At 50.6% G+C, this 395-nt stretch carries 1 protein-coding gene; it reads left to right on the top strand.

Annotation, left to right across the window (positions count from 1 at the left end):
* On the top strand, window positions 1-295 hold a 295-nt coding region (locus AC1RPG_RS08340), incomplete at its 5' end, for a hypothetical protein (RefSeq protein ID WP_481762524.1).
* Window positions 296-395: the final 100 nt, after the last annotated feature.

Genomic DNA, 395 nt, shown 5'->3' with positions numbered 1-395 from the left:
GGTAGGAACACTCAGCTCGATTTACCCAGCGTCTGGCGTAGGCGCGATAGGTCAACGCTTGACTCCGACTACTAGCATGACGCTAGGTCCGGTGCAGGGACTGGCCATTGCCACAACAGCGCCGCTAACTGTAGAGGTCACCACACCAACTGCCGTTAACATCACGTTTAATGTGAATACGATGTTGGTGCTGGACGATAAGTACACGGCCGTTGTGATAACAAACTCGGCTCCCGTAGCTGCCAATTCACCTAATGCAGATGTTTCGGTGTACTACGCACAACCGCAGAGCTAAATAAAAAAGCCCCGCCAACTATTTAGTTGGCGGGGCTTTTTTATTTAGCGGCCTGCGTGTGTTACTAGCATTTCCTTCTCATAGTCTCCGCAACAAACAT

The organism is Dellaglioa sp. CoH-57-MRSF-18 (assembly GCF_056781995.1).
Note: the sequence above shows the minus strand (reverse complement) of the source record. Positions and strands in the feature narration are given on the sequence as shown.